This window comes from Nocardiopsis sp. LDBS0036 (assembly GCF_041228755.1).
GTDB lineage: Bacteria > Actinomycetota > Actinomycetes > Streptosporangiales > Streptosporangiaceae > Nocardiopsis > Nocardiopsis dassonvillei.
Genome location: NZ_CP141103.1, coordinates 4,849,165 through 4,870,163, shown reverse-complemented (window position 1 = coordinate 4,870,163; position 20,999 = coordinate 4,849,165). Strand labels below are relative to the sequence as shown.

22 protein-coding genes are annotated in these 20,999 nt (G+C 71.1%); 10 read left to right on the top strand and 12 right to left on the bottom strand.

The features are described 5' to 3' along the window. Positions 1–71 precede the first annotated feature (71 nt). Both UIS43_RS20760 and UIS43_RS20755 read right to left on the bottom strand, forming a co-directional pair. A complete protein-coding gene (locus tag UIS43_RS20760; protein ID WP_013156016.1) occupies positions 72–560 on the bottom strand; it encodes a PhzA/PhzB family protein in 489 nt (162 codons plus the stop codon). A 76-nt stretch (positions 561–636) separates the two neighbouring features. Beyond that, a complete protein-coding gene (locus UIS43_RS20755) occupies positions 637–1,497 on the bottom strand; it encodes a winged helix-turn-helix transcriptional regulator (protein ID WP_232051624.1) in 861 nt (286 codons plus the stop codon). A gap of 1,006 nt (positions 1,498–2,503) precedes the next feature. Between UIS43_RS20755 and UIS43_RS20750 the strand changes: the two genes are divergently transcribed. From UIS43_RS20750 to UIS43_RS20735, 4 genes are all read left to right on the top strand, one after another. Next, positions 2,504–2,899 (top strand): VOC family protein, encoded by a 396-nt coding sequence (locus tag UIS43_RS20750; RefSeq protein ID WP_041553390.1) that lies wholly within the window; start codon positions 2,504–2,506, stop codon positions 2,897–2,899. 829 nt (positions 2,900–3,728) lie between these two features. After that, complete coding sequence (locus UIS43_RS20745; RefSeq protein ID WP_013156012.1) at positions 3,729–4,055, top strand: antibiotic biosynthesis monooxygenase; 327 nt, start codon at positions 3,729–3,731, stop codon at positions 4,053–4,055. Between the two features lie 278 nt (positions 4,056–4,333). Continuing rightward, positions 4,334–5,575, top strand: coding sequence for a flavin-dependent oxidoreductase (locus UIS43_RS20740; RefSeq protein ID WP_013156011.1), 1,242 nt, complete (start codon positions 4,334–4,336; stop codon positions 5,573–5,575). A gap of 274 nt (positions 5,576–5,849) precedes the next feature. Continuing rightward, positions 5,850–7,127, top strand: a complete 1,278-nt coding sequence (locus UIS43_RS20735; protein ID WP_370011365.1) for a hypothetical protein — start codon at positions 5,850–5,852, stop codon at positions 7,125–7,127. A 10-nt stretch (positions 7,128–7,137) separates the two neighbouring features. Here UIS43_RS20735 and UIS43_RS20730 read toward each other — a convergent pair whose 3' ends face one another. Both UIS43_RS20730 and UIS43_RS20725 read right to left on the bottom strand, forming a co-directional pair. After that, on the bottom strand, positions 7,138–7,584 hold the full coding sequence (locus UIS43_RS20730) for a hypothetical protein (RefSeq protein WP_013156009.1): 447 nt from the start codon (positions 7,582–7,584) through the stop codon (positions 7,138–7,140). Then, positions 7,584–7,841, bottom strand: a complete 258-nt coding sequence (locus UIS43_RS20725) for a hypothetical protein (protein ID WP_117199083.1) — start codon at positions 7,839–7,841, stop codon at positions 7,584–7,586. The genes UIS43_RS20730 and UIS43_RS20725 overlap by 1 nt, the downstream gene beginning before the upstream one ends. Positions 7,842–7,991: 150 nt before the next feature. On the opposite strand from UIS43_RS20725, the gene UIS43_RS20720 reads away from it, so the two are divergent. Continuing rightward, complete coding sequence (locus UIS43_RS20720; RefSeq protein ID WP_049800396.1) at positions 7,992–8,654, top strand: helix-turn-helix domain-containing protein; 663 nt, start codon at positions 7,992–7,994, stop codon at positions 8,652–8,654. Next, complete coding sequence (locus UIS43_RS20715; protein ID WP_370011361.1) at positions 8,651–9,910, top strand: MFS transporter; 1,260 nt, start codon at positions 8,651–8,653, stop codon at positions 9,908–9,910. The genes UIS43_RS20720 and UIS43_RS20715 overlap by 4 nt, the downstream gene beginning before the upstream one ends. 124 nt (positions 9,911–10,034) lie before the next feature. Here the strand turns inward: UIS43_RS20715 and UIS43_RS20710 are convergent, their stop codons facing one another. Continuing rightward, positions 10,035–10,403: a DUF4229 domain-containing protein gene (locus UIS43_RS20710; RefSeq protein ID WP_013156005.1), complete on the bottom strand. Its 369-nt coding sequence runs from the start codon at positions 10,401–10,403 to the stop codon at positions 10,035–10,037. A gap of 422 nt (positions 10,404–10,825) precedes the next feature. On the opposite strand from UIS43_RS20710, the gene UIS43_RS20705 reads away from it, so the two are divergent. The 3 genes from UIS43_RS20705 (at position 10,826) to UIS43_RS20695 (ending at position 12,456) form a co-directional block, all read left to right on the top strand. Then, entirely contained in the window at positions 10,826–11,026 is a 201-nt protein-coding gene (locus UIS43_RS20705; protein WP_017535950.1) for a BldC family transcriptional regulator, read from the top strand. 164 nt (positions 11,027–11,190) lie between these two features. Next, positions 11,191–11,547 (top strand): PLD nuclease N-terminal domain-containing protein, encoded by a 357-nt coding sequence (locus UIS43_RS20700; protein WP_013156003.1) that lies wholly within the window; start codon positions 11,191–11,193, stop codon positions 11,545–11,547. A 258-nt stretch (positions 11,548–11,805) separates the two neighbouring features. Then, positions 11,806–12,456 (top strand): DUF4333 domain-containing protein, encoded by a 651-nt coding sequence (locus UIS43_RS20695; protein WP_083555176.1) that lies wholly within the window; start codon positions 11,806–11,808, stop codon positions 12,454–12,456. Between the two features lie 74 nt (positions 12,457–12,530). On the opposite strand, the gene UIS43_RS20690 is transcribed toward UIS43_RS20695, so the two are convergent. Then, a complete protein-coding gene (locus UIS43_RS20690; protein WP_071621183.1) occupies positions 12,531–13,814 on the bottom strand; it encodes a polysaccharide lyase family 1 protein in 1,284 nt (427 codons plus the stop codon). 185 nt (positions 13,815–13,999) lie between these two features. Between UIS43_RS20690 and UIS43_RS20685 the strand changes: the two genes are divergently transcribed. After that, a complete protein-coding gene (locus tag UIS43_RS20685) occupies positions 14,000–14,974 on the top strand; it encodes a LacI family DNA-binding transcriptional regulator (protein ID WP_013156000.1) in 975 nt (324 codons plus the stop codon). A gap of 120 nt (positions 14,975–15,094) precedes the next feature. Here the strand turns inward: UIS43_RS20685 and ccsB are convergent, their stop codons facing one another. From ccsB to UIS43_RS20655, 6 genes are all read right to left on the bottom strand, one after another. Then, positions 15,095–16,087, bottom strand: a complete 993-nt coding sequence (gene ccsB / locus UIS43_RS20680; protein ID WP_013155999.1) for a c-type cytochrome biogenesis protein CcsB — start codon at positions 16,085–16,087, stop codon at positions 15,095–15,097. Then, a complete protein-coding gene (locus UIS43_RS20675; RefSeq protein ID WP_117199193.1) occupies positions 16,084–17,787 on the bottom strand; it encodes a cytochrome c biogenesis protein ResB in 1,704 nt (567 codons plus the stop codon). The genes ccsB and UIS43_RS20675 overlap by 4 nt, the downstream gene beginning before the upstream one ends. Continuing rightward, positions 17,787–18,593 (bottom strand): cytochrome c biogenesis CcdA family protein, encoded by an 807-nt coding sequence (locus UIS43_RS20670; RefSeq protein WP_013155997.1) that lies wholly within the window; start codon positions 18,591–18,593, stop codon positions 17,787–17,789. Before UIS43_RS20670 ends, UIS43_RS20675 begins: the two co-directional genes overlap by 1 nt. Beyond that, positions 18,593–19,300 (bottom strand): TlpA disulfide reductase family protein, encoded by a 708-nt coding sequence (locus UIS43_RS20665; RefSeq protein WP_041553387.1) that lies wholly within the window; start codon positions 19,298–19,300, stop codon positions 18,593–18,595. Before UIS43_RS20665 ends, UIS43_RS20670 begins: the two co-directional genes overlap by 1 nt. Positions 19,301–19,603: 303 nt before the next feature. Next, positions 19,604–19,807 (bottom strand): helix-turn-helix domain-containing protein, encoded by a 204-nt coding sequence (locus UIS43_RS20660; RefSeq protein WP_013155995.1) that lies wholly within the window; start codon positions 19,805–19,807, stop codon positions 19,604–19,606. A gap of 246 nt (positions 19,808–20,053) precedes the next feature. Beyond that, positions 20,054–20,851 carry a phosphatase gene (locus tag UIS43_RS20655; protein WP_013155994.1) on the bottom strand — a complete coding sequence of 266 codons (798 nt, stop codon included), beginning with the start codon at positions 20,849–20,851 and terminating at the stop codon, positions 20,054–20,056. Positions 20,852–20,999 lie beyond the last annotated feature (148 nt).

The window sequence follows — 20,999 nt, the reverse complement described above, 5'->3', positions numbered from 1 at the left end:
GTCTCCATTGATCGGTTCTGTGTGCGTGCCTGAATCGCCAGCCCGAGTGGAATCCGAACCAGCCCTCGGGGTCAGGTCGGGATTCCCTCACGCCTGATCGTGGGAACGGGGATACCCAGAGCACGGAGCTGGTCGAAGGGGTTCATGAACTCCCTCTGCTGCGCGATCTTCCCCTCCTCGAAACGGAAGGAGTGCAGGAAGTGGTTCGTGTAGTGACCCTCGGGGTAACCCTCGAAACGGATGGCTCCCTCGCCGTCGCATTCCACCCAGAAGAAGTTGGGGTCCTGCGTCTCGAAGATCTGGATATTGGTCCAGACCCAGTCGGGGAAGCATTTCAGCGACCAGACCGCGTGTTCGGCGAGGCGATTCCGGCCACGGATGACGATAGGCTCTCCGGTGTCATTGGTCCAGAGCCCTCCGACACCTTCTTCGGTGAAGAGGAGGTGACGCTTCAGCCGATCCTGCCCTCTCGTGTTCATGTATGTTTCCACCACGTCACGGTTGTGTTTCCGGATCGCGGCCTCGTCACCGTCCGCAGGAAACTCAAAGTTTTCGGGCATGGCAGACTACCTGGCCTTTCCTTTTCTGCGTTTAATACTGTCCGAAGGGAAATTCTGGGGGACGCCGGACGGGTCCTCAGTCCGGGTCGGAGTCCTCGCCGGGCACCATGTAGGCGAGTTCCCGCAGCTCCTGGGAGCGCTGGAGGACGATGGCGCGGACGAGGGGCAGCCAGTGCTCGGGGATCGTCCTGATGATCTCCTCCCACTGCGCGCGTCCGACCTCGGTGATCGTCAGCATGCGCAGCAGGGTCCGACCGGCTTCGGTGGCGCGCAGGGAGGGGTCCCGGGCGAGCTTGCGGACCGCCGCCGCGGTCTCGCCCACCGCCGTGGACTCGGTGACCCGGGGCCTGCGGTCCGGTTCCCGGACCGCGACCGACACGGGGACGCGCTCCCCGCCGTTGCGGCGGAAGCGCTCCGGAATGGGGTCCTGGCCCTGGTCGACGCGCTTGCGGACGTCCCGGACCGTGCCCACCGACAGCCCGCTCTTCCTGGACACCTCACGCAGCGAGATCTCGGGGTTCTCGGCGAGGATGGCCGCGGCGCTGCGCCGGCCCTCGACGCTGCTGAGCGGTCTGGCCCTTCCGTCCATGCCCACCCTGCTCTCCGCGACGGAGCCCCCCTCTCCCGCCTCCCGACGGAGCCTGGCCACCGTCTTGGCGTTCAGCCCGGCCCTCCTCGCGATGGCCCGGTCGGACCAGTGCGGATGGGACAGGATGATGCGCTGGGCGGAGGTCCTGCGCTCGCTCAGGGTCAGCGGAAGCCCGTGCCCCACGTTGAGCTGCACCGCGAGGACGAAGGCGTCCTCGTCGCTGCCGTCGAAGAAACGGGCCCTGATCTCGGTCTTCCCCCTCATCCGCGCGGCGCGGATCCTGTGCACCCCGTCGATCACGCGCATGGTGCGGCGGTGGACGAGGATGGGTTCGACGGCGCTCCCCATTTCCGCGATCACACGGGCGTGGGCCGGGTCCTCCATCTTCTCGCGCGGAGAAAGGGAAGGGGCGAGGTCCGCGATGGGAACAATTCCCTGGGGCAGATCCCTGATTATGTCAGCCACCTCGGGGAGCAGGTCCCCGTCATTTCTCTGACCCTCCCCCAGTCCAGGGGCGGATGGCATGGTTTGGGCAGGCACAGTGAAATTTCCCTTCGTGAAGGGCATGCGAGCAGGGTGGACTCTCCAGAGGGGATCACAACCGGATTCAGCCTAGGTTGAGACCCGCAGCAGCGCCAGCGCGAAGCTGTCCGCAAGCGGACAGCGGGGAAAACACGGGGCCGTGGCGGACGGCCCGGAAACCCCCAGGTGAAAGCATCCGGACCGCGGCTGGGACAGGGGGAACCGGCTGCCTTCCCGTGCCCCGGCGACGGCGGGAAGGAATGCGTCCGGGCCCTTGTGAACTGGGGCGACGGTGTCAAGCACGGGCAGGAACGCGTGCACGGGCACGGGCCGCGCGGACAATCCGAGAAACACGATCCGCTCCTTGCCTTTTCTCCGAACGAACGCTCCGCGTGACCGTTCGTGACGCGGCGCGACTTCCCGGAAATGGCGTACTTCTCCGAACCCCGTCCCCTTTCGGGGGCCGCCGGACGGCGGCCCCCGCGCGGCCGGGCGCCCGTACGCCTTCCCCCTCCCGCCGTCCGGTCACCTTCTCCTCCCGCCGTCCGTCATGGAGGTGAAGGGCGTCAGCGGACCGGGTGAGGAGAGGAGTGGGTTCATGACCGTCGCGGGGGCGCGGTTGGAGGGGCGGGGTCCGCACGGAGCCGGGCGCGGACGCGCCCCGGGCCGTCGGCCGGCCTCCCCAGCGGGGGTGGGGAGGAGCGGGAGCCGGTGCGGGGCCGGTGGAGGGGCGCGCGGCGGTGTGCGGCCGTCGCGTGAGTCCTCCGTCCGCCTGCACTACGGTTCCTCCGGCTGCGGACGCAGCCGCCCCGTCGGCCCCGAGAGGAAGCCCATGCTCACCCACCCCCGGCTCTCCGTGCTCTACACCAGCGACCAGCAGAGGACCCTGGACTTCCTGACGGAGGCGCTCGGTTTCCGGCTGGAGGTCGACACCGTCCACCAGGGCGGCCAGCGCTGGGTGGAGGTGCACCTTCCGGGGTCGCAGACCAGCGTGGCGCTCGCCCAGGTCGACTCCGGGCTTCTGGAGGAGGTGCGGTCGCGGGTCGGCCGCATGGCCCAGGGGTGGTTCAACTGCGACGACCTCGACGCCGTGTGCGAGAACCTGCGCGGACAGGGGGTCGAAATTCTGACGGAGCCTCAGGACACCGCGTGGAGAAAGGGGAACCGGTGGGCCCAGATCTCCGGTTGGGACGGCAACGTCTACGGCCTCATCGAAGGCGGAAGGTGACCTTGAGGAGCACCCGCTGACAGGGGTTCGGGAATCATCCGTCCAGGTAAACGGAATCCCTGAACCCCCACCTCGCCGGAAAGGACGGGAACGAAGCGGGAAGCGACAGACACAAGGACAACCGAGCATTATCCGCAGTTGCACGGCCGGGACTCACCGAGGAGCGCGGGAACAGAACTCCGCGCACGCCCGGGTGATCCCTTGCGGCCGTTGCCCGCCATTTCACCGAAAGGACCCTTCCGGCGCGTCGAATCCTTTCGACCCGCCTGTCGGAATGCCCGCACGGGCCGGGGTCGACGCCGCGTCCGGGCGGGTGGACCGGGGTCGGCCCGCGGAGGCCGACGCCCGCTCCCCGGCGGCGCCCCAGCCGCCACCACCAGGAAATTCGCAGGCGGAAGCGCCGTCCGAGAGGAGTAGGAGCCCCGGGGAGGAGCGTCACCGGAGACCATGCGGAGGGGGGACCGGAAGCGGAGAGGACGTCGGTCGGAAAGGTTAGACCACCGCACCAGGCCACGGAGCGGAGCCGCGGAACGGGGCCGCTGGACCACGGAACCGCGCCCCGCCCGGGGTGAATGACCGGCAGACACTCATACGGACTTCTCCCCGGGTGGCGGAGAAAGCGACCGGGCCAGCCGCCCCCGCGCCGTGAAACGGAAGGCGAACCACACCCGAAGAACAGGCACACACCCGGGCAGCGCGCATTGAAGAGCGCTGCCGACACGACCGGGACGCCTGTTTATTTGGCGTATCAAAAATTGGTTACCCCTTTCTCCAAAAAACCCGCGAACGACCTTTGTTTCGAGATACCGGTTCTGCTAGCCTCCGTTTCATGAGTGAAACCGTTATTCGCGCAAACGACGGCCTCGCCGTCCTCGTCAACGTCTTCGAGGTGGAGAAGGAGAAGCAGCAGCAGCTCGTCGACGTCCTCAACGAGGGCACCGAGAAGGTCATGAAGAACCGCCCCGGGTTCGTGTCGGTGAACATCCTGGCCAGCCTGGACGGGACCAAGGTCATCAACCTGGCCCAGTGGAACAGCCCGGCGGACATCCAGGCGACCATGGCCGACCCCGAGGCCCAGGCCTACGGCAAGAAGGCCGCCGCGCTGGCCACCCCGGCGCCCGGCGTGTACTCGGTGGTCTCGACCCACCACGCCTGACAAAGGATCACAGGTCCTTCCTCCCCATCCTCCCTTGCGCGAGCGGGCGGGGGTCCGGGGCCGGACGTGCGCGACCGGGAAGTCGGCGCACCGTCCGCCCGGGCCTCCGCCCGTCTCGTGTGCGGCCTCCCGGCTGACTCCCTTGGGTGATCGGCCCCCGCCGTGATAGCACCTCTGATGCACCGGGACCCCGGGCCCATCGACCGCACCACCCGACGGGCGCGCGTGTGCCCGCAGACAACGCGACCACCAGATCGCAGGAAGCACGGAGGGCCGCCATGACCTCAGCCGATGGTGCCGACATCGTGATCGTCGGCGCTGGGATCGGAGGGCTGGCCACAGCCCTCGCCCTGCACTCCCACGGAATCAGCGCCACCGTTCTGGAAACCGCCGAGGAGATCCGTCCGCTCGGGGTCGGCATCAACGTCCAGCCCGCGGCGATCGCCGAGCTGACCGCCCTCGGCCTCGGCGACGCGCTCGCCGCGACGGGCATCCCCACCCGGGAACACCTCTACCTCGACCACAGGGGCACCACCCTCTGGAACGAACCCCGCGGCGTGGCGGCGGGCAACGAGTACCCGCAGTACTCGATCCACCGCGGTGAACTCCAACTGCTCCTGCTGGAGGCCGTCCGCGAGCGTCTGGGCCCCGGCGCGGTCCGCACCGGCCTGCGCCTTGACTCCTTCGAGCAGACCGCGACGGGCGTGCGCGCCCTGGCCCGCGACCAGTCCGGCGGAGCCGCGGAGGTCACGGGAGCGGCGCTGGTCGGCGCGGACGGGCTGCACTCGCGCGTCCGCGCGCAGCTCCACCCCGACCGCACCGCCCTGTCCGGCGGAGGCGTCCACATGTGGCGGGGCCTGACCGAGCTGGACGGCTTCCTGGACGGGCGCACCATGATCGTCGCCAACGACGAGCACTCCGCCAGGCTCGTCGCGTACCCGATCTCGGCCCGCCACGCGGCGCGCGGCCGCGCACTGCTCAACTGGGTGTGCCTGGTGCCCTCCCCCGGTCTGTCCGTCGACGCGGACTGGGACGACAACGGGCGCATCGAGGAACTCGCCCCGCACTACGCGCACTGGGACTTCGGCTGGCTCGACGTCCCCGGCGTGCTCGCCCGCAGCGAGCGGATCCTCCAGTACCCCATGGTGGACCGGGACCCCCTGGAGCACTGGGGCGAGGGCCGCACGACCCTGCTCGGGGACGCGGCCCACCTGATGTACCCCATCGGGGCCAACGGCGCGTCCCAGGCCGTCCTCGACGCGGCGGCCCTCGCCGCCGAGTTGGGGACCGGTGGCGACGTGGAGGCGGCGCTGCGGCGCTACGAGGACGTGCGGCTCCCCGCGACCAACGAGATCGTCCGGGCCAACCGCAGGATGGACCGCTCGGAGCGCTCGATGGCGGGGCGGACGGACCGGGAGAAGAGCACCCTGCTGGAGGCGGTCACCGACGACTACCGTGAGGCGGTCGAGCGGCGGCTGGACAACGGGGGCCTGGACACCTCGGGCGCCCGCGCCCGCTGAGTCCCCGGGGACCGAGGGGCCCGGCTGTGCGAGCACCACGGCCGGGCCCCTCGCCGCGCGGCCCCTCCCCGGGCAAGCTCCGCCCCGGGCACGGCCGCGCCCCCTCCCTCGGGCCCCGCCGGTCCCACCGGTTACGCCGATCCGGAACCGCGCTCGGCATGTGTCACTCTCCGTAGTTTTTGTGCGACCCTCTGAGAGGGTGCGGACACCCTCCGACCGGCTCCTCCGGTCGGCCCGCACGCATGGACCCGCACGACCGAGGGAGAGTCCTTCCGTGAAACCCAGCCGCCCGCTGCTCGCCCTGACGATGGGCACGCTGCTCCTACTCCCCGCCGGGGCCGCGGCCGCGGCGCCCGCCTCCCCCGCCGCAGAGGCCGACCACGCGCGCGTGGTCAGCGAACAGCCCGTGCAGTGGACGCCGCACGTCCTGGACGGCGCGGTCAAGGACATCCTGCGCGTCGGCGACACCATCCTCGTCGCCGGAAGCTTCACGCGGGTCGGCCAGACCGAGGGGGGCCGCGCCCACGACCTGCCCCACCTGTTCGCGTTCGAGCACGGCACCGGTCGGATCCTCCACGGGTTCGAACCGGAGGTGGACGGCACCGTCACCACGCTGGCCCCCGGACCCGACGGGACGGTGATCGCGGGCGGGGACTTCGGCTCGGTGGACGGCGAGCCCGCCGACGGGCTGGCCCGGCTGTCGGTGGACGACGGCGACCCGGTGCCGGAGTTCGGCGCCGTCGTCGACGGTGGCCGCGTCCAGCGCATCGCCAGCGACGGCGAGCACCTGTACGTGGGCGGCAGCTTCTCGGGGGTGAACGGCGTGGAGCAGCCCACGCTGGTCCGTCTCGACTCCGGGTCCGGCGAGGTGGACACCGGCTTCACACCCGACGTGTCCGACGCGCGCCAGGGCGTGCTGAAGGTCCAGGAGCTGGCGCTGAGCCCGGACGGGCGGCGGCTGGCCGTCAACGGCTCCTTCACCAGGATCGACGGTCACGAGCGGCACCAGATCGCCATGATGGACACCGCGAGCGGCTCGGTCACACCGTGGTCCACGTCCGCCTACGAGGAGCCCTGCGACTACGAGGAGCTGCACACCTACATGCGGCGGATGGCCTTCTCCCCGGACGGCTCCTACTTCGCGGTGGTGACGGCGGGCGGCCCGTACGTCAGGCCGGGCCTGTGCAAGTCCGTCGCGCGCTTCGAGAACACCGACTCCCCGGGCTCGGAGCCCACCTGGAGCAACAAGACCGGCGGCGACTCGCTGTACTCGGTGGAGATCACGTCGGCGGCGGTGTACGTGGGCGGACACCAGCGCTGGATGGACAACCCCGAGGGCGCGCTCAACCCGGGGCCCGGCTCGGTGGCGCGCGAGGGCATCGCGGCCGTGGACCCCGAGACCGGCAAGGCCCTGCCGTGGAACCCCGGCCGGGCGCGCGGCCACGGCGTGGAGGCGATGCTGGCCACCTCCGACGGGCTGTACGTGGGCAGCGACACCGAGCGCCTCGCCGACGAGTACCACGCCCGGCTGGGGATGTTCCCGCTCTCCTGAAGCCGGGGCCTCAGGACACGGGGGCGTCCCTGCGGCGCCCCCGGCGTCCCCCGGGCACCGGCGTGTCCACCCCCTTGAGCAGCTGGTGGACGCGCTGGTGGGAGAGGTCCACGACGTCGGCCATGGCCCGCTGGGTGACGCCCTCCCTCCGCATGGTCTCCAGCACCCGGGCGCGGGCGCGGTCGCGCTCGATCTGGGACCGCCGGAACTCCTCCTCCGCCACGAGGTACTGGATCACGTCCTCGGTCACGTCCTCGCCGCCGAACTCGTAACGCCAGGTGATCGTGAAGTCCTCCGGGTCGGTGTCCGTGAGGTCGGCGATGGCCTCGGGAACCTCGTCCTTGATCTCGGAGAAGTGCACGTAGTCGACCGTTCCGACGACGTGTTCGGGCAGCCCCGAGACACGTACGACCCAGAGGTCCTCATCGCGGATGACGGTAGCCGTGTAGTCAGGCATCACTTCTCCATCCATTTCTCACCGAACAGGTGCTGCAAGCCGTTCTCCACGTCCCGCAGAAGGCCCCGGGACAGCCCCTTGGAATGTTGCGTGACCATGAAACGACCGACCTGTGCTCCGCCCTCGTCCAAGAGGACATAGGTCTGGTGTGGTCCCTTGCCCCGTCCTTTGAGTTCTTCCAGGCGCAGGCCGTTCTTGCGCGCCATTCGGCGCACCAGGGCGAGCAGGACCCGCGCCTTCATCCGCTTGTTGACCATGATTCTAAAGCTAGGCCGATTGCTACTCAAGCGCCCAGGAAACTAGATATATGGGCCGCGAGCCCCTGGGTTCCGGGTCGCCGTAACCAGCCCAAGATTTCTTGGCCAACAACCCTTGGCCAAGAAACCTTGGGCCTCTACAGTGACCGCATGAACGACTCCGCCCCCCGCGACAGCGAGACCCCCTCCCAGTGCCCGGGCCGCGCCCCCGACCCCTTCGCCCATGCGGCGACCCTCGACGCCCGCTCCCTCCGCGGGCTGGCCCACCCCCTGCGCATCCGCGTCCTCAACCTCCTCCAGCAGCGGGGGCCCGCCACCGGCAAGACCGTCTCGGAGTGGCTGGACGTCTCCTCCGCCTCGGCCAGCTACCACCTGCGGCAGCTGGAGGCGCACGGGTTCATCGAGGAGGACCCCTCCCTGGGCACCTCGCGGGAGCGCTGGTGGCGCTCCAGGCACAAGGGATTCCGCTTCCCCGAGCACCTGGACACCGACGAGCCCGAGCTGAGCGCCGCCGTGCGCATGGCCCTGGCCGCCAGCTGGAGCGAGGAACTGGCCTCGGCCGTCAACCTGTGGGCGGCCCAGCCCGAGGGCTGGCGCGAGGCCCAGGTCATGTCCGGGCGGCGCACGGAGCTGACCCTGGAGGAACTCTCCGCCTTCCGGGAGGAGGTCCGCGCGCTCTTCGACCGCTACACGCGCGAGACCGGCGCCCCCGGCAGTCGACCGGTGCACGTCCAGTTCGCCGCCTTCCCCGACCCCGAGGACAGGGGCCCGGACGTGGAGGGGGACGACGGGGCGACGGGGACGGGCACGTGAGGAGCGTCGGCGGGCTGGTCGCCGCCCAGGCCCTGTGCTACACCGCCACGCGGCTGGCGATGATCGCCATCCCCTGGTTCGTCCTGGAGGCCACCGGCAGCCCGGCGTCCATGGGGGCGGTGGCCTTCTTCGAGATCGGCTCCTACACCCTGGCCCGACTGCTGGGCGGCCCGCTGCTGGACCGGATGGGTCAGCGTGCCGTGAGCGTGCGCGCCGACCTCGTCGCCGCGGCGGCGGTGGCCTGCGTCCCGCTGCTGCACACGGCCGGGCTGCTGTCCTTCCCCGTGCTCCTGGCGCTGGTGACCGTGATCGGCCTGGCCACCGGCCCCGCCGAGGCCGCCAAGGTCTCCATGGCCCCGGCCGTCGCCGAACGCACGGGGACGCGCCTCGAACGGGTCACCGGACTCACCGGAACCGTGGACCGGCTGTCCACGACCGTCGGACCGGTGGCCGCGGGCGGACTGGTGTCCCTGCTCGGCGCGCTCCCCGCCCTGTACACGAACGCCGCGCTGCTCGCCGCGGCGGCGGTGGTACTGGCCGCCACCCAGCCCGGGGAGCGCCCCCGCCCGGGCGGGGACCCCGAGGCGGACGCGGGCTACCCGACCAGGCTGCGCACCGGCTGGCGGGCGGTCTGGGGCGACGCCACCCTGCGCGTTTTGGTGGTCGTGCTCGCGGTCACCAACATGATCGACATGTCCGTGGCCTCGGTACTGCTGCCGGTGTGGGCGGACGACAACGGCATGGGTCCCGCGGTGGTCGGCCTCCTGGGCGGCGTGATGGGCGCGGCCTCGGTGGTGGGCTCGCTCGCGGCCACGGCGGTCGGGCACCTGCTGCCCCGGAGGGCGGTGTTCTTCGCGGGGCTGGTGCTGGCCGGGCCGCCCCGGCTGGTCGTGCTGGCGCTGGACGTGCCGCTGTGGGCGGTCCTGGCGGTGTGGGGCCTGTGCGGGCTCGCGGGCGGGGTACTCAACCCGATCCTGGGCGCGGTGCTGTTCGAGCGCCTGCCCCGCCGAGCCGTGGGGCGGGGCACGGCGACGATCGGCGCGCTGACCCGGATGGCGGCGCCGTTGGGCGCGCCCGTCGCGGGCGCGGCGGCCGGACTGCTCGGAGCGGCGCCGGTGCTACTGGCGTGCGCGGCCCTCTACCTGGCCGCGGTCCTGCCGCCGCTCGTGGGCCGCGCGGCCGAGGGCATCGACAGGCACGGGACGGAGGCGCGCCGGTCAGCGGGCGGGGCGGACGCGGGCACGGGCACAGGGTAGGGCCACCGCGAACGGGTGTCCGGATCGGTGTTCCCGCTCCCGGGGCCGCTGTGGCCGCCGACGGTGGCGCTGGCGGCGGGAGCGCCCCCGGCGGGAGCCGAACGCTCCCCGGCCACCGCTCCGGTCAGGACTCCCTGGCGGCGGTCGGCGCGTCCTCGCCCGGCTTCGCCTCGGCCCCGGCCTCCTCGGCACGGGCGTCGGCCCCGGCAGGGGCCGCCTCCTGATCCGGTGCCTCCTGGAAGTCGTCCTCGCGGGCGGAGGCGTCCGCCAGGCGCGCGGACAGGCTGTTCGCCTTGCGGCGCTCCATCCGCTCCACCGCGCTCGCGGAGACCTTGTCGCGCATCCCGGACAACAGGACGTAGGAGGCCAGTCCGCTGACCAGCCAGGCCAGGATGAGGGCGATCCACGCACGGGCGCCGAAAAGGTAGACCACTCCGAAGGCCGCCGCGAACAGCCCCAGGCGGGCGGCGGTATAGGTCAGCAAGCTACGCATCCAAAAGCCTCACAACAGACGATTACCTGGACTAGATTGGTCGCTACGCCCATCGGCGGCGCGGAACGCCCGGTCAACACCTGTGTCCGGACGTTCCCGCACCCCACACGGGTCGGGCCGACGGCCTCCCACAGGTCCTTATCTCCAGGTTAAGGGCGTGCCCGCCGCGACGGGCATCGGGTCGGTGTGTCGCTTGCGGCACAGGGGAACGGGACATAGGCGAACACGATTCGCATAGTCATGGGATGTTTCCAATCCCGACAGCAGGGTCCGAACATCACGTTCCGGTCACATATCCGGTACTCCTCCCCCCAACACCGCAATTTCTCCGAAAACTAGGGAGGAAACGGTCTAACTCGTGCACACTAGGGGATCAAACGCCCGCCGCCCCCACAGTCCGAGGCGGGCACGATTGGGGGAATGTGAAGGTGGAACGAGCAAGCGAACGCCTGTTGACCCCCGGGGAAGTGGCCTCACTCTTCCGGGTTGATCCCAAGACCGTCACGCGCTGGGCCGCCTCCGGGCGGATCAGCAGCATCCGGACCCCGGGAGGGCACCGCCGCTTCCGCGAGTCGGAGGTGCGCGCCCTCCTGCTCGGGGAGCCGAGCGAGAGCACGCCCTGAGGCCGAGTGCCCCAAGACAACCCATCCGGCGGGAGCCAGAGCTCCAGGAGCCACAGGGCCCTCCGACCGCCCCGTCGGCCGGTCAACCGCTCCGCGGACTCCCCCTGCCCTCCGGCCCGGTGTCCCGACCGTGAGGAGTCGACTGCAAGAGTTAGGCTGGAACCATGGTGTGGCTTGGTGGCCTGATCACGCTCGTATCGATCGTTCTGTGGGTGTACGCGTTCTTCGACGCGCTCACCACCCCTTCCTCTGAGGTGCGCACTCTGCCGAAGGTGCTGTGGGTGTTCGTCATCGTGCTGTTCGTGCCCGTCGGCGCCATCCTGTGGCTCCTCCTCGGCCGCCCGCGCCAGGCGGCCTCAGCCCGCGGGAGCGCGCCCTCCCCGACACAGGCCACGGCCTCGGCCGACGACCTCGACCCGTCCGACTTCACCAAGCCCTCGGGCAGCCCGCACCCGCTCGGACCGGACGACGACCCCGAGTTCCTGCGACGACTCAACCGGCGGATCGATCCGGAGGACTGACCCGGACACGACCGACCCGGACCGGTACACGACGACGGTGGGGGCCGCCCGACAGGACGCGGCCCCCACCGCTGTGTTCCACCCTTCCCGTTCCCCCACCCCGGGGCAAGCACATCCGGGCGGCTCCCCGGCGCGGCACCGGCCGACCACACCAGACACCGATGTCACATCCCCGCATCGGAGCCATCCGCTCCGGAACCCGCTCCTCGCGTTCGGCGTCCATACCCGTGCACATCCCCGAACACTGAGGAGGCCGCCATGCGGCAGACCGGACGCCGTCGAGTCATCACCGGAACGGCACTGGGCGCGGTCTCCCTGCTTCTGTCCACCGGCTGTTCGTTCGAGTTCAGCATCGGCGGCCCCGACGCAGTCGGCGCCGAACAGGTCGCCGAGCGGTCGAGCGAGATGCTGGCCGAGGAGGTGGGCCAGACCCCCGACGGCTTCACCTGCCCCGAGGACCTCCCCGCGGAGGTGGGCGCCGAGATCCGCTGTGAGCTCACCGCCGACGGCCAGACCCTCGGAGTGACCGTCACGACCACCTCCGTCGACGGCGACGACGTCCAGTGGGACGTCGAGGTCGACGACGCCCAGGTCGCCGAGGACGCCGCCGGGGACGGCGCGGGCGAGGACACCGGCGGGGGCGCCGGTGGGGACGGAGGTACCGCCGCGAGCGACGGGGTCGTCCCCGCCGAGCAGGTCGCCCAGCAGTCGGCAGCGCAGTTGGAGGCGGTGGTCGGCCGGGCCCCCGAGGACTTCTCCTGCCCCCAGGGCCTCCCCGCGGAGGTGGGCGCCGAGATCCGCTGCAACCTCGTGGACGGGGGCATGAACTACGGCGTGACCATCACGACCACCTCGGTCGACGGCGACGACGTCCAGTGGGACATCGAGGTCGACGACCAGCCCCTGTAACCGCGAGGGCCCGCCCGGACGGGGCCGGGCGGGCCCGGCTCCCGGGGTACGCGACCACTCCGGGGGCGACGAACTCAGAGCACCCCGGCGCCCGCCTCGCGCGGCACGCCGCGGACCGCGTGCACCGGCTCCACCCGCGTGGAGAACTGCGGCACCCAGGTCAGGTCGGTGCCCAGCGCCTGGTCGGGGTAGGCCTCGTTGTGCGCCCGCACCAGGTCCACCTCCGTGACGCGCCCGCGGCCGTCCTCCATCACCGCGTTCCCGTGCTCCACGATGTCGGTGCCGCCCCAGTTGCCGACGATCTCCCCGGCCGTGATGCCGTCGTGCAGGTCGAACAGGTTGTTCTCCGCGTACAGGTGCGACTCGAAGCCCGCCCCCAGGCTGTACTGGTACAGGTCCGTGGCCACCGTGTAGTGGTTGTTGTAGACGTGCACCTGCCCGTAGCGCACGCGGGGCGCGCGCTGGCCCAGGCTGTCGAAGTGGTTGTGGTGCCAGGTGGTGCGCAGGTACCCGCGGTCGGTGGTGCGGCCGTCGCTGTTGCCCACCAGGATCGCCTTGTCCCGGCCGTCGAAGTGGTTGTACGACACCGTCACCAGGTCGCTGGCGCGCACGATGTCCAGCAGGCCGTCGTGCACCTCGTAGCGGCGTCCGAAGTACTCCGGCAGCTCCGAGCCCGGGTTGTCGCCGTCGTCGAACGTGTTGTGGTCGATCCACACGTTCGTGGAGCCGGAGACCTCCAGGTGGTCGTACTCGGAGTTCCAGTTGCCCTCGCCGCCGTCGCCGGGGTCCCAGCCGGGGAAGCAGTCGTGCGTGTCGGACAGGGTGAGGTTGCGCAGGATGACGTTGCGCGCGCCGACCACCCGGATGCTCATCCCGGTGATCTCGGCGCCGTCCCCGGCCCCGACCACGGTCGTGTTGGAGCCGACCTCCACCCGGATCCGCTCCGCCTGGGCGTCGGCAGAGGCCTCGCGGGCCTCCTCCAGCGGGCCGCTGGGGTCCTGCCAGCCCCACACCCCGGGGTCGTAGGCGGCCAGGTAGCCCTCCAACGTGTAGCCGTCCACGGCGTAGTCCCCGCACGACAGGGGCGTGCCGTCCGGCGCCGTGTTCGCGTCGATGAGACCCTCGACGTAGACGATCTTGGGCTCGTCCCCGCTCACCGCCTCGCGGAACTCCTGCGCCGTGGAGACGCGGAAGACGTTCTCCGGGGAGGCGTCCGCGCCTCCCGTCGTCCCGCCTCCGGCCGAGGCCCAGCCGTCGCCCTCGGGCAGGACCTGCCTGCCCACGTCGGGCGCCGCCTGGACGGGCGCGACAGCGGTCATCACCAACACCGCGCTCAGAGGGAGTGCGAGCCTGCGCATGTTTCTTCTCCTCAGGGGGGACTGCAAACGGTTGCATGAACATCTCCCAGGAGTCGGACCGGCGTCAACCCCTCCCACCCGGGAAAACCCCGGAAAACCAGGCACCGAACCTCAAAGTACGCACTGGTCAACCACAACCGCTTGCCAGTAACCTCGGAGCCGTTCCCCACCGAAGGAGGCCACGGGTGGCCGTGACCATCAAGGACGTCGCCCTGGCGAGCGGGGTGCACGTCTCCACCGTCTCCCGGACCTTCTCCGCCGCGCACCTGGTCAACGCCGACACCCGGACCCGCGTGCTCGCCGCCGCCAGCGCCCTGGGCTACCGGCCCAACCGCGCCGCGCGGGCCCTGTCCACCCGCCGCACCGGCAACCTGGGGCTGATCGTCGCCGACATCGCCAACCCGTTCTTCCCGCCCCTGATCAAGGCCGCGCAGGCCCACGCCCGCCGCAGCGACCACCACGTGTTCGTCGCCGACACCGACGAGCAGGCCCGCGTGGAGGAGGAGCTGATCCGCTCCATGGCCACCCAGGTGGACGGCGCGCTCCTGGTCGCGCCGCGCCTGAGCAACCGCCTGATCGCGGAGCTGAGCGCCGACGTGCCCTTCGTCGTGGTCAACCGCCAGCCCGCCGGGCTGCCAGCCGTCCTCATGGACGTGGCCTCGGGCGCCGGGCAGGCCGTGGACCACCTCGCCACCCTCGGCCACCGCGAGATCGCCCTGCTCACCGGACCGCGCGCGTCGTGGACCAACCAGCGCCTGGAGCGCGCGGCGGAGGAGGCCGCCCTGCGCCGCGGCCTGGTCCTGCACGGCGTGGGACCCAACCAGCCCACCGAGGAGGGCGGCGCGGCCGCCGCCCGGGAGGTGCTGGACCTCGGCGCCACCGCCGTCCTGGCCTACAACGACCTGGTCGCCCTCGGTCTGGTCCAGGAGCTGCGGGACCTGGGCGCGTCCGTGCCCGGCGACCTCAGCGTCGTCGGCGTCGACAACACCCACACCGCCCGGCACTGCGACCTGACCAGCATCGACATGCCCACCGCCGCGGCCGGACGCTCCGCCATCGACCTGCTGCTGCACCGCGTCAGCAGCGGGGACTCCCCCGGCACCGTCACCCTGGACACCCGCCTGGTCGTGCGGGGGTCCACCGCTCCCCCGCCCGCCTGAACACGGAGGACGCGGAGCCCCGAAGCGAACACGTCCGGGCGCCCGGACACGGGCGAAGCGGAGCGGAGCCCCAAAGCGAACGGGGCCCCGCCGTGGCGGGGCCCCGTTCGCGGGCCGGGGTCAGGCGTAGGAGTGCAGACCGCTGAACATGTAGTTCACCGCGAAGAAGTTGAACAGGATGGTCGCGAAGCCCACCACGTTGATCCACGTGGCCTTGGGTCCGCGCCAGCCGCCGGTGGCCCGGGCGTGCAGGTAGGCCGCGTAGATCACCCAGGAGATGAACGACCAGACCTCCTTGGGGTCCCAGCCCCAGAAGCGGCCCCAGGCCTCGTCGGCCCAGATGGAACCGGCGATGATGCCGAAGGTCCACAGCGGGAAGGCGAAGAGGATGAACCGGTGGGAGATCCGGTCCAGCAGCTCGGGGCTGGGCAGGCGGCCCGCGATACCGGCCACCCGCTCGCCCAGCGCGCGTCTGGCCTCGGCCCGGTGCGCCACGAGGTAGGTGACGCCGGCCGCGCCGGAGACCATGAAGGCGCCGCCCGCGATGATCGTCGCGGTCACGTGGATGGGCACCCAGTACGAGTGCAGGGCGGGGATGAGCGGGCCCGGGTCCACATACAGCCAGCGGACGCCGATGCCCAGCAGGACGAGCACCGGGACCAGCACGAACGCGCCCAGGAAGCGCGCCTGGTACCGGTAGGAGGCGAAGAGCAGACCGCCCACCGCGACCAGGCACAGGGCCACGACGAACTCGAACATGTTGCCCCAGGGCCAGCGCCCGGCGGCCAGGCCGCGGGCGATGATCTGGGCGACACCCATCACGAAGCCGAACGTCGTCACGCCCAGGGCGATCTTGCCCAGGACGCTCTGGGAGGCCCTGGCCTCCACCTCGGTGCTGCGGACGTTGACCTTGATGCCGTCGTCGGCGCCGGACTCGGCACCGGCGTTGACCGGCATGAGCCGACCGGCCTTGAGCCTGGTGCGTTTTCCGTAGGCGGCCTCGATGGCGAAGAGGAACAGCGCAGCCGCGTACGTGACGATCATCGCGATGATCAACGAGTCACTGACTGACGTCATCACCTCGTCCACCTGTGCGGCGAGTGTGTACGTCACCGGTCACTCCCTTGTGTGGTCGACTCTGGCGGGTCGGATGGCGGATGGGGGTCGGAGCCCGGAGCGGGGTCCGGGTCGGAGTCCGGGCCGGCAGTCGGACGGCTGTCCGGTCCGGAGCCGGATTCCCCGTCGGACCGGCTCCGGAGCCGTCCGGCGAGTTCCGTGGTGAGTTCGTGGAACTCCACGTTGTTCCCGGCCGCCTCGGTCTTGCCCAGGGCGGCCAGCTCCACGTGGGTGCGGCCGTCCCCGCCCCTGGTCGCGCGCACCCACACGCGGCGCGGGCGGACGAACAGGGTGACGATCAGCCCGGCGACGGCCAGGGAGGCCGCGGTCAGCGCGGGCAGCCGGGCGCCGTCGCGGTTCATCTGGAGGCTGACGTACTCCTTGTATCCGGAGAAGGTGATCGACCCGGCGCCCTCGGGCAGCTCCCAGGTGTCCCCGATCTCCATCACGGGGGAGCTGCCCAGCTCCTCCATGCCGCCGGTGCGCAACTGGTAGACCGACTGCGGGTCGATCAGCCCCAGGTCTCCCCGGTAGCCCTCCAGGGTGATCCGGGGGTTCTGGGCCCCGGGGAAGTTGGAGACCATCTCCCCCTCGGGCGTCTCCACCGCGCTGGGCAGGAACACGCCGACGAAGCCGAGCTGCTCGCCTCCGGTGTCGGGCACCTTGACCACGCCGTCGGAGGTGTAGGAGGCCGTGTCCCGGTGCAGGAAGGGGACCGCCTGGTCGAAGACCAGGTCGCCCTCGGCGTTGCGCACCTCGAACTCCGGCGCGTACCCGTGGCCGAGCAGGTAGACCTGCACGCCCGCCACGCTCAACGGGTGGTTGACCTCCAGCCGGTGCCGCTCCTGCGGCGCGTCGGGCGCCTCCCTGTAGGTGAGGTCGGCGACGTAGGACTCGGCCTGGCCGCGCAGGCCGCCGTCCTCGATGAAGGAGGCCTCGAAGTCGTCCAGGTGGATGGAGAAGGGTTCCAGGGAGTCGGTGTCGGTCCAGTGCCCGGGGTAGATCGCGTCGTAGGAGGTCAGGGTGTTGGCGAACCCGTCGCCCTCCACCAGGAGCATGTTGCCGCGGTAGCCGAGGAAGGACCCGGCGGCCAGGGCGAGCAGCAGGCCCAGCAGGGCGAGGTGGAACAGGACGTTCCCGGCCTCGCGCAGGTAGCCGGTCTCGGTGGAGAGGGAGTCGCCGTAGCGCTCGGTCCGGTAGCCCCGCAGGACCCTGCGGGACTGCTCCAGCACCGTCTCGGGGTCGGCGTCGGTGGTGAACGCGGCGGCGTAGGGCATCCGGCCCAGGTTCTTGGGCGTGTGCACCGGGCGGGCCCGCACCGCGCGGGCGTGCGCCAGCGCCCGGGGGAGCACGCAGCCCGCCAGGGAGACGAACAGCAGCAGGTAGATCGCCGCGTACCAGGGCGAGGAGAACACGTCGAAGAGGTAGAACCGGTCCAGCCAGGGCGCCAGTTCGGGGTTCTCCTGGAAGTAGGTGTTGACCTCGTCGACGCTCACCACGTTCTGCGGCAGGATCGAGCCCGGGATGGCCCCGACGGCCAGCAGGAACAGCAGGATCAGGGCGGTGCGCATCGAGGTCAGGGTGCGCCAGATCCAGCGCAGCCAGCCGACCGCGCCCAGGCCCTTGGGGCGCGGTCGGGCGCCCTCCCCGTTCTGGGCGGCGGTCCCGGCCCCTTGGTCGTTCGCGGTCGTACTCATCAGATCACCGTCTGGAAGTCGGCGGCCCAGCCCTGCATGGCGATGGTCAGCTGCGTCCACAGGCCGGTCACCATCGCCAGGCCGACCAGGACGAGCATGGCCCCGCCGATCACGGTGACCGTGCGGGTGCGGCGCTTGAGCCAGTCGAAGGTGCCCAGCGCGCGCCGGTAGAGGAGGGAGGCCAGGACGAACGGCAGCCCGAGGCCGACGCAGTAGGCCAGGGACAGCAGCATGCCGCGTCCGGCGCCGCCCTCGACGAAGGCGAGGGTCTGCACGGCGGCCAGGGTCGGCCCGATGCAGGGGGTCCAGCCCAGGCCGAACAGGACGCCGAGCAGGGGCGCGCCCGCCAGTCCGGCGCGCGGCAGGCGGTGGAAGCGGAACTCGCGCCCGAAGCCCGGGACGACGCCCATGAAGGCCAGGCCCAGGACGACGGTGAGGACGCCGAGCACCCGTGTGATGGGGTCGGTGTAGTCCATGAGGATCTCACCGAGCCAGCCGATGAAGCCGCCGACGGCGACGAACACCAGGGTGAACCCGGCGATGAACAGGACGCTGCCCGTGACCATGGTCCAGCGGCGGGAGGCCAGTTCGGCGTCGACGTCGGCGACGGTGGCGGTGCCGCCCCCCGCGGTCGAGGCGGTGCGCTCGCGCACCTGGGTGCCGCTCATCCCGGTCACGTAGGACAGGTAGCCGGGCACGAGAGGGAGCACGCAGGGCGAGAGGAAGGAGACCAGGCCCGCGGCCAGGGCCAGCGGGATCGCGGCCAGCAGGGAGCCGGTGAGGACGGTGGTGCCGATGGGGTCCATCAGCCCTCGTCCCCGGAGCCCTGGTCCGCCTCGGACGGCGCGTCCGACGGCCCGGCCGAGGGGTCGGCCTCCTCCGGGGAGGCCGTCTGCCCGGCCTCCTGCTCCGCGACGCGGGGGCGCTCCTCCGGGTCGCCGAAGTCGAACTCGACCACCAGCGGGTTGAGCAGCTCGGTCAGCTGGCCGTAGGTGGTCGGGCCGATGACGCGGGCGGCGATGCGGCCCTCGGGGTCGATGACGAGCGTGCTGGGGATGGAGCGCGGGGGCACGGTGTCGCGGAAGGCCTGGGGCACCGCGCCGGGCTGGTCGTACAGGCTCGGGTAGGGGACGCCCATGCTCTCCTGGTAGGACCGCGCGGCCGTCTCGTCGTCCTTGATGTTCACGCCGAGGAAGTCCACGCCCAGGTCCGCGTACTCGGCGTGCACCTCGTCCAGGACCGGCTGCTCGGCGCGGCAGGGGCCGCACCAGCTCGCCCAGACGTTGAGGACGACGATGCCGCCCTCGTAGTCGCCGAGGGAGACCTCCTCGCCGTCGAGGGTGGTGCCGGTGACCTCGGGGGCCTCGGTGCGCTCGGCGGCCTCGAAGGTGGTGGCGCTGCCGTCTCCGGAGATGAAGCGGTTTTCCTCGTCGCTGGCCTGGATCTCGTTGCCCCCGGCACAGCCGGTCAGGGCGAGTACGGCGGCCAGTCCGGCCGCCGCCAGGCGCGGCACGGCACGGCTTCGGCGCGTACCGGTGCTGGTGCTGGGCATCGAGGGGACCTCGCGAACGGGGTGTGAACAGGGCGGACTACAACAACGACAAAGTGTAGTAGATGCCCTGGGACCCGTTCGGCCGCCCCGGCACAAGGGGGAACCGCGGCCGGTGGGGGTGGGGGACGGCCCTGCGGCGCTCCGGACGGCGCGCGTCGGGAGGGGGGTGGAGACGCCGGTGGGGGCGGTGTCCGTCAGTCACCGCCCCCGGGTGTGTCGGCTGACCGGGGGCCGGGGGGCGGCCCCGGTCGGCCGGGCCCTGGATCAACCAGCCTCGACGAAAGCCTCGCGGAGGTAGTCGTGCACGGCCCGCTCGGGGACCCGGTAGGAACGCCCCACGCGAATCGCGGGGAGAACTCCCGAGTGCACCATTCGGTAAACGGTCATCTTGGACACACGCATGATCGTGGCTACCTCCGCCACGGTCAGGAACCTGACCTCTTCGAGAGGCGGCTTGCTCCCGTTCATCTTTCGACGCCCTCATTCCCGGACGTGAGCATTGTCTACCCTTGGGACCGGCGTGGTGTGCGGCGGCGACCCCGGTGTACCCGCCCCAAACCATGCCAGCGTGTCACGCTGTCACTACTGACACGTCCGTTTTCAGAGTAGAGCCGAGTTCGCCTCAGCGAAAGGCCGTTGGGCCTGTCTTCGGCGCTATGTGTTGATGGCGGGTCGGATGAGGTTTAACGGTGGGTATAAATGGTCTCCCCCTGCTCACAGGAGACCGGCCCGGGCGAGAACGTATTCGCGCAGAGGGGCGTAGTCCTCGGTCAGGTAACCGTCGTCCAAAGGCACCGTGACCAGTAGTTTCCCTTCGGCCTCGGCGAGGAAGAGGGCGGGGTCGTTGCAGTCGGCGAAGCCCATCGCGGGCACTCCCGCCTCACCCGCCGCACCCGCGAACCCGTGGTCGGCGATGACCAACTGCGGCCATGCCTCACCGCGGTCCGCGAGGTCCGCGAGGATGGCACGCATGGCGAAGGGGTGGTGGCTGTGGCGGGCGAGGCGACCGTCCGTGACGATGGCGATGTCGTCCTCCCACACCACGATCCGCCGGTTCGGGGGACGCTCCGTGGTCACTTCGTAGGAATAGCCGCCACCAGCGGTGAGAACCTGGCACCCGCGCTCGGCGAGGGCGTCCTTCCAGGCGCGGTAGGTCTCGCGGAGGTTGCGCGGGTGGCCGGTGGCGAACAGGACCCGTTCCCGGCGCTCGGCGGCCAGGGCCAGCCGGTCGGCGAAGGCCTCCAGGGCGTCGATGGTCAGGTCGGGGTCGATGGTGTCGATCCCCCACACGTACTCCTCGTCGGCCACCACGCCGCAGCGCTTGCTCATCAGCGCCAGGACCTCGGAGTAGGTCCAGTCGTGGGAGAAGGTGAGACCGAACTGGTGGTAGGGGTCCTTCTGGACGAGCCGCCGGTAGTGCCGCAGGTTGTTCTGGCGCGGGGTGTCGACGTGCCCGGCGATTCCCGTGCGCACCAGATAGGTGATCAGTTCAGCGCGTGTCGGCGGCGTCACCTGGCGCTCCCCTTCCTCGTCTGCGCAGCGAGCGTGCGCCACGCTGGGCGGCCACCACGGCGCCTGCTCCTGTTCGCCCGGTATTCAACCTCTGTCCTACCCGCTTCGGACGCGACACGCGCGGCTCCTCCGGAATTCACGCCGGTCG

Bases quoted from the DNA above. Each gene is read 5' to 3' on its own strand.
- UIS43_RS20690 (WP_071621183.1), bottom strand. From the start codon at position 13,814: ATGCGCAGGCTCGCACTCCCTCTGAGCGCGGTGTTGGTGATGACCGCT.
- UIS43_RS20695 (WP_083555176.1), top strand. From the start codon at position 11,806: ATGCGGCAGACCGGACGCCGTCGAGTCATCACCGGAACGGCACTGGGC.
- UIS43_RS20710 (WP_013156005.1), bottom strand. From the start codon at position 10,403: ATGCGTAGCTTGCTGACCTATACCGCCGCCCGCCTGGGGCTGTTCGCG.
- UIS43_RS20660 (WP_013155995.1), bottom strand. From the start codon at position 19,807: ATGAACGGGAGCAAGCCGCCTCTCGAAGAGGTCAGGTTCCTGACCGTG.
- UIS43_RS20730 (WP_013156009.1), bottom strand. From the start codon at position 7,584: ATGCCTGACTACACGGCTACCGTCATCCGCGATGAGGACCTCTGGGTC.
- UIS43_RS20725 (WP_117199083.1), bottom strand. From the start codon at position 7,841: ATGGTCAACAAGCGGATGAAGGCGCGGGTCCTGCTCGCCCTGGTGCGC.
- UIS43_RS20750 (WP_041553390.1), top strand. From the start codon at position 2,504: ATGCTCACCCACCCCCGGCTCTCCGTGCTCTACACCAGCGACCAGCAG.
- UIS43_RS20670 (WP_013155997.1), bottom strand. From the start codon at position 18,593: ATGGACCCCATCGGCACCACCGTCCTCACCGGCTCCCTGCTGGCCGCG.
- UIS43_RS20675 (WP_117199193.1), bottom strand. From the start codon at position 17,787: ATGAGTACGACCGCGAACGACCAAGGGGCCGGGACCGCCGCCCAGAAC.
- UIS43_RS20740 (WP_013156011.1), top strand. From the start codon at position 4,334: ATGACCTCAGCCGATGGTGCCGACATCGTGATCGTCGGCGCTGGGATC.
- UIS43_RS20760 (WP_013156016.1), bottom strand. From the start codon at position 560: ATGCCCGAAAACTTTGAGTTTCCTGCGGACGGTGACGAGGCCGCGATC.
- UIS43_RS20755 (WP_232051624.1), bottom strand. From the start codon at position 1,497: ATGGGGAGCGCCGTCGAACCCATCCTCGTCCACCGCCGCACCATGCGC.
- UIS43_RS20700 (WP_013156003.1), top strand. From the start codon at position 11,191: ATGGTGTGGCTTGGTGGCCTGATCACGCTCGTATCGATCGTTCTGTGG.
- UIS43_RS20745 (WP_013156012.1), top strand. From the start codon at position 3,729: ATGAGTGAAACCGTTATTCGCGCAAACGACGGCCTCGCCGTCCTCGTC.
- UIS43_RS20720 (WP_049800396.1), top strand. From the start codon at position 7,992: ATGAACGACTCCGCCCCCCGCGACAGCGAGACCCCCTCCCAGTGCCCG.